General features: G+C 51.2%; 5 protein-coding genes. 2 read left to right on the top strand and 3 right to left on the bottom strand.

The features are described 5' to 3' along the window. On the top strand, positions 1–905 hold a 905-nt coding region (locus tag MR847_RS05100; protein ID WP_287723121.1), incomplete at its 5' end, for a phosphoenolpyruvate carboxykinase (GTP). Between the two features lie 131 nt (positions 906–1,036). Here MR847_RS05100 and trmB read toward each other — a convergent pair. From trmB to MR847_RS05085, 3 genes are read right to left on the bottom strand one after another with little or no spacing between them, the layout of a single operon-like run. After that, positions 1,037–1,777, bottom strand: coding sequence for a tRNA (guanine(46)-N(7))-methyltransferase TrmB (gene trmB / locus MR847_RS05095; protein WP_287723120.1), 741 nt, complete (start codon positions 1,775–1,777; stop codon positions 1,037–1,039). Then, the gene (locus MR847_RS05090; RefSeq protein WP_287723119.1) at positions 1,758–2,618 is read right to left on the bottom strand and encodes a radical SAM/SPASM domain-containing protein; all 861 of its coding nucleotides are present in this window, start codon (positions 2,616–2,618) and stop codon (positions 1,758–1,760) included. The genes trmB and MR847_RS05090 overlap by 20 nt, the downstream gene beginning before the upstream one ends. Next, positions 2,615–3,538, bottom strand: coding sequence for a GGDEF domain-containing protein (locus MR847_RS05085; RefSeq protein WP_287723118.1), 924 nt, complete (start codon positions 3,536–3,538; stop codon positions 2,615–2,617). Before MR847_RS05085 ends, MR847_RS05090 begins: the two co-directional genes overlap by 4 nt. Positions 3,539–3,749: 211 nt before the next feature. Between MR847_RS05085 and MR847_RS05080 the strand changes: the two genes are divergently transcribed. Further along, positions 3,750–8,105, top strand: a complete 4,356-nt coding sequence (locus MR847_RS05080; RefSeq protein ID WP_287723117.1) for a fibro-slime domain-containing protein — start codon at positions 3,750–3,752, stop codon at positions 8,103–8,105. Positions 8,106–9,016 lie beyond the last annotated feature (911 nt).

Below are 9,016 nucleotides of genomic sequence, written 5' to 3'. Positions count from 1 at the left end.
CGGGCACCTCTGCAGAATCCAACAAGAACGCTCTTGTTTCTGCTGAAAAGAACACCATTTACACGAACTGCGCACTCACTGAAGATGGTGACGTCTGGTGGGAAGGCATCGGCTATCCGGCCAAGGGCAAGCTCGTTGACTGGAAGGGCAATACCCGTGACGCTCTTCCGAAGGATAAGGCTCCGAAGGGCGAAGAAATGGCTCACCCGAACGCTCGCTTCACCGCTCCTGCCAACCAGTGCCCCTGCATTGCTAAGGAATGGGAAGATCCTGCCGGCGTGCCTATCTCTGCAATCCTCTTCGGTGGCCGTCGTCCGTCCACCATTCCTCTGGTCCACCAGTCCCTCAGCTGGAACCACGGCGTGTTCCTCGGCTCCATCGTGGGTTCTGAAATCACCGCTGCTTCCACCATCAACGCTGCTGAAGTCGGTAAGATCCGTCGCGACCCGTTCGCCATCCTCCCGTTCTGCGGCTACAACATGGGTGACTACTTCAAGCACTGGATCGAAATCGGCAAGAAGTCTACCGAAGACAAGCTTCCGAAGATCTTCTACGTGAACTGGTTCCGCAAGGATGCCAACAACGAGAAGCTCCCGGGTGGCTTCATGTGGCCGGGTTACGGCGACAACAGCCGCGTGCTCGCTTGGATCTTTGACCGTTGCAACGGCGACAATTCCAACGTTGTTGAAACCGCTATCGGTTACATGCCGAAGACCCTCAACACCGATGGTCTCGCTGACTACTACAAGGAAACCCTTCCGGAAATCCTCAAGGTGGATGTGGAAGGCTGGAAGAAGGAACTCGCTGACGTGAAGGAAAATCACTATCCGAAGTTCGGCAAGCACCTTCCGAAGGAACTCTCCGAAATCATCGACATGATCCAGGATCGTTTGAACAAGGCTTAATCTTTCGCAAGAAAGAATCCTTGTTGAAGGAATTCAAAAATCCCTCGCAGCGCTGCGGGGGATTTTTGTTTTAAAAAGTTGTTTTCAAATTGAATTTAGATCGCCACGCTACGCTCGCGATGACACGTTCCTCAGTCCTTGCGAGGGGTGTTACCCCGAAGCAATCTTACCTTGTAAAGCTCATGTCCGCTTTCCTTGAATTTTTTTTCGAAGGCGGAAATGGGTTCAGAAGGAACAAATGTCTCTTCCGAAATTTTTGCCTCCCAGTTCAAGTGTTTGCTCGCAAGTTCTAACGCGAAGCGGAATTCATCGGCATAGATTTTCCAGTTCGTCCGCATTTCAAGTTCCGGAGAAAGCCTGATTAGCGTCGGGAATATCGGGCTTCCGTGAAAGCGGTACCGCAGTCCGGATTGCTTTGGCCAAGGGTTTGGGTAAAAAAGAGCGTGAAAGCAGATATTCCATTTGGCATCGGCGGCGAGCTTCCAAAAGTCCAGCAGTTCCGCGCGCACGTAAAAGATATTGTTCGGCAAAGGCTCGCCGTTTGCAGCACGGGCGTCAGCTTTGGAAAGTCGCACTTCGGACTTGTCCACGCCAATCACAGGATTCTCCGGAAAACGCTTGGCGAGGTTCAACGTGGAAAGGCCTGTTCCGCAGCCGGAATCCAAAACAATCGGCGCCTGAAATGTATGGACAAAGGCTTCTGCCGCTTCAAATGCAATCCGCGTATGGTCTGCGATCGGACGGCGAAATTCCGAATCGAGATAGCGCAAAACAAGCCCTTCCAAGTCTTTGTGAATGCCGGTCTGATTGCTTTCCACTTCTTTTGAAATTCCGATCATCGAAACCTTCTTGTCATCGAAATCTTCGGGCAAAGGGGCAGCGCTTGCAGAAGGAATCTACCAGCTTGTGTTGCTCAAAGCCCTTTCGAATGCGCTCTGCTTTTTCGCTCGTAAAAATAGAATCCCATGTCTCGCCCGGAAGTTTTCCTAACGGAATATTTCCTTTGTAATCGAGACAGCAGGGGACAACCGTCCCGTCAAAGAGAACGCCGCATTGGTCAATGATGCCGTGACACGTTCCCTTTTCTTTTTCTTCGCCCGAACCGTTTGGCCATGTAAAGCGCGAATCCCTGTGCAAATAAAGGCGTCCCGTAATCGGAAAGCTCTTGTGCCGTACAGAAAAAACGGTTTGGGAAAGATCCGTCTGAAAACGCTCGGCAAACAGCTGAAAAACGGTTGCGTTCCAAGCATCCGAGGTGGAGTCCGCATGGTCGTTCCATAGCCTAAAGTTCAAATAGACTTCAGGACGTTCCGCATCCAAACGTTCGGCAAAGTCGAAAGAATCGTTCAAAACGCTCAGGGCTTTTTTCCTTGGCAAATAGGCGTAAGCGTGAGTCGAAAAATTGATTTGCCGCAGCGAAGAAGACGCCAGAAGAGAATCTGCGTGCTTTGCAATCAGAACTCCATTTGTCGTCAGGTTCAATTTGAAATCGCTCGCGTCCACTGCTTTCAGGATACCTGCGAATTGAGGGTGCAGCAAAGGCTCTCCCAATACATGCAAAAAAATTTCTTGGACTTTGCCCCGTAAGCTTTCGAGGATTGTTTCGAAACGGGAAAGAGGCATTTCGCCGCGGTGCCCGTTCAATTCTGCGCTAGGGCAGAACGGACAACTTAGGTTGCATTTTTCCGTGATTTCGATGTAGGCGTATTTCACGCTTTTTCGAGCATGTCCGAGTGCACGATCTGGCCTGGACCGTGTTCCTTGGCATAGTAAAGGCTCTGGCTTGCTGTCGAGAGCATCGTATCGAGGGTGGGAATTTCCTTGCCCTTGAAACTGGCGATGCCGAGCGAAACCGTTACCGGAATCGGTTTATCGTTAAAGCTGAACTTGTAGGCTTCCACGGCTGCACGCAGGCGTTCAGCGCTTTTTTGAGCGTCGGCTTTGGTCATTTCCGGGAGCAACAGAACGAACTCTTCGCCTGCGTAACGGGCAAAGAGATCGCTTTCGCGCTTATTGCGGGTCAGGATCTGGGCAAGCCCCTTCAAAATCATGTCGCAGGCGGTTTTTCCCCAGTCATCGCTCAGCTTTTTAAAATGATCCACTTCGCACAAAAGCACGTGAACGTATTGGTTCTTGCGACGTGCTGAAGCGAGTTCACCCAGGGAGCGGTCCATAAAGGTTCGACGGTTGGGAGCCTTGGTCAAAGGATCCGTTGTGGCCGCTTCAAAGAATTCGCGGTCAAAAGCTTCGTCCGTCGGTTCCTTAAAGTCGATTTTAAGGACCATTTTGCCAATTTGCAGGCGGTTTTCCGCATCGATGGCCTTTGGATGCGTTGTTAGGGCGACTCCGTCCACAAAGGTGCCATTCGTCGAATCCAGATCGCGCAGGGTAACCTTGTTTCCGTCCCAAGCGATTTCGCTGTGCTTGCGGGAAATCATTTCGTCTTCCAGGCGAATGTCCGCATCGCTTCCGCGGCCCAAAATCGTTTTACCTTGGGTCAGGGGAATCTGGCGGAAAGAGGTCTGCGGATACAGCACAATCAGATAAGGCCGAGCCTTTGCTGTCGGCATAGGGCGGGTAAGTCCGTCCGATTGGATTGTGTTTTCCAGATGTAATTCGCCTAATGTGGACATTTCAACGACAAAATTAGCTTTTTTGTCTAAAAAAATGCGTTCGGTATCACGCGTAAACGGTAAATCTATCGCAAATTAAGAAAAAACTACCCTTTTTTCTTAAAAAAGGATAGTTTTTCAAGCGAATGAGAACGACTTTTAGCTAAGCCGTTCTTGGGTCGTCATATGCAAATCTCGTGGTTGGGATGCTGCGATTGGTTTTGGAGATGTTATGAAAAAAACAAAGAACGTGACTAGCTGGTTAGCAAAGCTTGTATTCGGCTTTGCCCTCCTGTTCGGAATGGGCTCTTCTTGGGCGCTTAGTTGCTCTGGTACTGTCTACGTCGCAAACCCAGGTGGTTGGAATTCGATGTACATGGTGGTGGATGGGCAATTTAATCTGTTGCCTTCGACAAGCCTTTCGGATGGCTGGTACGTAATCAACACTTTGGATTACGGTTCTCAATATGCAAAGGAATTCTTCTTTGTTGCATCGGAAGGAGGCTGGAACGACTACGGCATCACCTCGACGCAGTATAATCAGACAGGCTGGAATCAAGGTGATAAGTTCGCCTGTGACGCCTTTGGCACGGGTACGACGCTTTACATTTATGAAGATCCGACAACGGAAGGCAAAACCGCCATTTCAACAGATCCTCCTGACGCTAAGTACTTCTACTTCCTTCCGCCGGATGACCAGCTTTGGAACAGTTCTGTTCCGATGCTCAGTACCGATGGAGGCAAGACTGGCGTTGCCTTGAAGACGGATGCAACTCGTTGCGGCTGGTTCTATTATGTTTGGTTTAATCAGGAACCGCCTGCGGAAGTGACGATCTATCGTGATTCGGATACCGAACGTGAAGAAATTTTAGGCTATGACGGCTATGATGGCGCGGGTCTTGCTCCGACAGCCATCCCGATGCAACAAATCTTTACCCAGTTGAATACGAATACGGTTTTCTTTGTTTCGGACGCAAGCATGTGGCCGGATGGCATGACGGAAGCCGAAAAGGGCTTTACGATTGTGGATCCGGCCGTGGATGGTAACTGCGAATATCATTTGGCTGCTATCATTTACGATACGGATGCCAAATTGCACCCGGCTTTCTCTTGCTACTCGGCTGGTGGTGAAGGCTGCCAGTATGGTGCGCAGGGAGTGTCTTCTGCTCAGGCCCAGGCTGCGGTAAATGCCTGTATCGGTGTGACGCACGGTATTGTCCAGGACACTTTGGATGCGAACAAGAAGCCACTTTTGAAGACGACGGCTATGGGCGGCATGGGTGAAACGTGCTTTATTAGCGAAGCATTTTTCAATCAGCTTTTCCATCCGACTACGGGTGTGAACGAAATGACTTGCTTTGACCTTCCGTTCAATCGCGATGCTTACGGTAAGTGGGAGTTTAATTCCGATTACTATACGAGCAAGGGTTTGACGGCTCAGGGAGGTTTTTATCCATCCGAAACAACGACGGACGCGGATGTTTTGACGGATTATGGTTCTACACCGGTTTTGGCTGCAAGAACCAAGCGCGGTGCAGAAGGCCCGGTCTTTGTGGGTCCTTTGCTCCGTGAAGTGGATCCTGCGGAAAATGCGCAAAAATTTGATTTGCTTTGCAATGGTGCAGGTTGGCTCGGAGGAATGGATGATTGCTCCGGTCGTTTTGCTAACGGCGATGACGACATTGCTGCCGTAAACTCTTGGCTGGGGGCTACGGATGCATGTATGTGGGGATGGTCTTGCCAGGATAGCAGGCCGGCAGGTTGGCCGAGCTTTAAGGACGGAACGGATACTCCGCTTGCAGGGGGAACGTATCGTTGGACGAGTACGCGCAACCAGCAGTTCTGTTTTGAAAGCCATGCTCAATTCGTTTACAAGCCGGGTCTCCGCTTTAACTTCCGCGGTGACGATGATATTTGGGTCTTTATCGGTGGCAAGCTTGCTGTGGACCTTGGCGGAACGCACCTCGCGGCTCCGGCTTATGCCGTTCTCGACAACTTGACGGATAAGAATGGCAATCCTTTCGTGGAAGGCTCCACTTATGATTTGGACATCTTCTTCTGCGACCGTCGTACGACGATGAGTAACGTGCGTATCAACACGAACATGTACATCCAGCAGAACTCGGGTGTTACCCGTTCGAAGGATTCCACTTATTCGGGCGACGGCTCTCGTTACAACATCTGCTACGAAGAAACGGGCTCGGGCGACTGCGCCGCAGCTCTTTCGGGGGCGATCGGTACAGAAACCAAGGTTTACTGCAACGAAGAAATGGCAAACATCCCGGGCGGTCTTGCGGTCAGCTATGCTCTTTACAAGGGCAGCTCCGTTTATACGGCAGCAACGGGGGAAGTCTATGACGAAACCTATTTCAACACGGCTCATGCAAAAGGCCAGACTTCTTTCTTTGGAGCAATCGATCTTTCGAATTGGTATCAGCCGGTCGTGTTAGGCAACGATAAGATTTCGGGACTTCCGTCTGGTACGTATAAGTTCATGGTCTTTATCGGTTCCAAGAAGACGGTCGTGGCAACCCTCCGTGTAGCCGGTAATTTGGATGTCTTGAATGCTAACGGTAAGGACTCGACGGGTCATGTTTACAAGGTACAGACTTCTGCGATGGCTGACGTTCGCATCCCGGTTTATGTCGGTGCAATCGGCGAAGCTTTGGAAGACGGTAACTTGGATGTGGACTTGGGGAGCGCTGTGGATGAAAGCTACACGATTACCGCGTCGGAAGGTCTTCTTGTTTATGCCGATAGCAACGGCACGACCCCGCTTACTGCAACGGACAAGCAGACTGTCGGTTCGAAGGGTATCGATACTCTCTGGGCTACAATCCCACTTTCTGCAATGACTTCAGCCTCGATGACCGGTACGATTTCTGTTCGTAAGACGGTTCTTGAACTCACGTTCAAACTACCGGCGATTGCCTTTGTGGATTCTTCTTACACAACGCAGTTGAATGGTTACGGCAACTGGGATATCAGTCCAGACTCCGTGCTCTACCGTGGAGCTTATTATACGGCTTATGTGATGATGTTTGACCCGACGACGGGCGCAATTTGCACAAGCTGTAACTATGGCTTGGAACTGGTGACGACGGCTTCTTCCGAAGGCTTGACCGGTTCTTCTACGCTCGGTGTTGTGGAAGGGAAGGGCATCGTTAACTTCCGTTCTTCGATGCTCTATCCGGATATGGGGAACAGTGTAGTAGACAGCGCTCACTTTACGGTGGCGACGATGGAAAGTGCTTTGATTACGGCTACCTGGAACGGTCTTGTGTTTACAGAGCCTCCGGTACCCATTCCAAATACGGTCCTTGTGTATGATACCAAGGGTAGTGCTGTGACCTACGCCGGTCTTGATCCTGCTTTCACCAATGCGGAATATCTCGATGGGATTGCGGACTCGCTGACGATCCTTTATCACCGCCCGTTCCATGTGGACTCCTTGCCGGATTCCATCGTGGTGAACTGGTCGAAGGTGAAGGAAGAAGCTTTGACGATTACGCGTGATGAAATCCTCAAGGCTGCAAAGGTCTTGATCGCAGATTCTCTCTATGATTCTGTGTTGACGTTCTCCGGCCTTGAACTTTCAAAGGATGTGCAGACCGCAAATTCCGGAAGTTTGCTTTCTTCCTATGCGACCTATAAGAAGAATGGAATTGAGACATCGGGTTCGTTCGATGCTCCGTTCACGGATAAGGTTGCTCCGGTGATTACGCGTGCGAACATTTCCGAAATGTCAGAAGGTCTCTTCCAGGTGAAGATCTCCCTTTCGGAACCGGTGATGGTCTCGGAAGAAAATGCGGGTGAAGTGAAGTCGCTCTTCGGTTATTTCCTTCGCTCTGCAACGGATCTTGTGGGTTCGGCCAAGTATCAGGTTGTGACTGCAACAAACGCTACGGTGGTGGATTCCAACGTGACGATGTTCTACAACTCGGCGAGCGGAACGATTCCGCAGTCTGGTGACTACGTCCGCGCTGTTCCGGGCCTTTTGATGGATGCTGCGGGCAACAGCCCGACCGATTACAACGCAACAGTGCCGTCTCCGTGGATGCTCCTCGAAGGAGACGCTGCTTCGACCATCGCAAGTATCAAGATGGGTACTGTCGATAACACAGTGGATGTCAAGGCGGATATAATTGTTCCGCACTTCCTCGGCATCTATGACTCTGTGGGAGTCTTGCTTGATAAATATCCGAACACGCTTGGTTACATCATCAAGACGGATATGGGTAACATCTTGACGGATCCGAAGCTTGATGCCTTGATTGCCGCAGGCAAGATCAAGATTGAAGATGTGAAGCTCAAGTATGAACTGGATATCTTCACCAACCTTGGAACTTTTGTGGCTCATAAGAGCGGATCGATCGCTTGCTCCGATGAGTTCTTTGGCGGTGATTGCCGTGAAAACCGTGGCTATGTCTATCTCGCATGGGATATGGTCACTTCGAAGGGCCGTATTGCAGGCACGGGCGCTTATATCGCGAAGCTCAGCACGTATGCGGTTGTTCCCTCTCAAGGCAAGAAGGGCAAGCACAACGTGACCCAGACATGGGGCGTTCGTCGCACGACAGCAAAGTAATCTCCACGGAGATTTGAAAATTTAAAATGCATCGCTTCGGCGGTGCATTTTTTGTATGTATTCAAAACCGCCGGCTAGGCCGGCGGTCCCGTTTAGCTTTCTTTCGTTCCTTCTTCGCTAAACAAGAAATCCCTTGGATCATGCCTTGGCCCGCACAAGGTGGAATTGCAGGTGTCATATCGTGTTTGCCCCCAAAATTCAGGGGGGGAAGTTTTTACGGAGAAGGCGGCTTGAAACAGGCGCGCGATACGTCGCAGGCTCTGCGTGGTCCCAGCCCGGCAAGACGCGGCCCTTTCTGCCTGACCGTCCGTGTGAGTACAAACGAACGGGAAGTGAATTTGTTGCAAAATGACGGGAAAGGCTCCAACCCCCCGGGAAGCCCGGCGCGAAAGATTTTAGGACAAGGCCCTATGGGACAGGGGACGGGAGGCGGCTCGAGGCAGAGGACGTCCCCGTCTGCGGGAATGGCGTCGAGGACGGCATCGCGGTTGAGATGGCGGTAGAGATGGGGGCCAGAAAGCGCATCAAAGGAGGGGGGGGGGCCTCCGAGGGGCGCCTTCGGACGTCCCGGAGCGGTTTCGAGAGGCATCCGGGACTGCATTTTCGGGGGAATCGAAAAAAAATGGCGGCGAAAAAGGAAGAAATGCGTGGATTGATTGTGGACAATGTGGAAATATGCGGTTTTTTGACGGCGTTTAGACGGCAAACAGGCGTTGTAAGAAAAAAAACGCGGAAATTCGTAGAAATCTGCGCAGGAACCCCTTGACGAATCCGTGGGGATTTCTATAATTGGCCTCGTTCCGGTCGGAAACGGCCAGGAAACGCCCCGGACGGGATCCGGGCAGGCTGATTGAAGGATTTGGAGATGTGCTTGAGTGATGCTCCGGTCAATCAAATTTGACGGAAAAGGA

Origin of the sequence: Hallerella sp. (genome assembly GCF_022776125.1) — a bacterium.
In the GTDB taxonomy this organism is placed as follows: domain Bacteria; phylum Fibrobacterota; class Fibrobacteria; order Fibrobacterales; family Fibrobacteraceae; genus Hallerella; species Hallerella succinigenes.
This window is presented reverse-complemented; position numbering and strand designations above follow the sequence as displayed.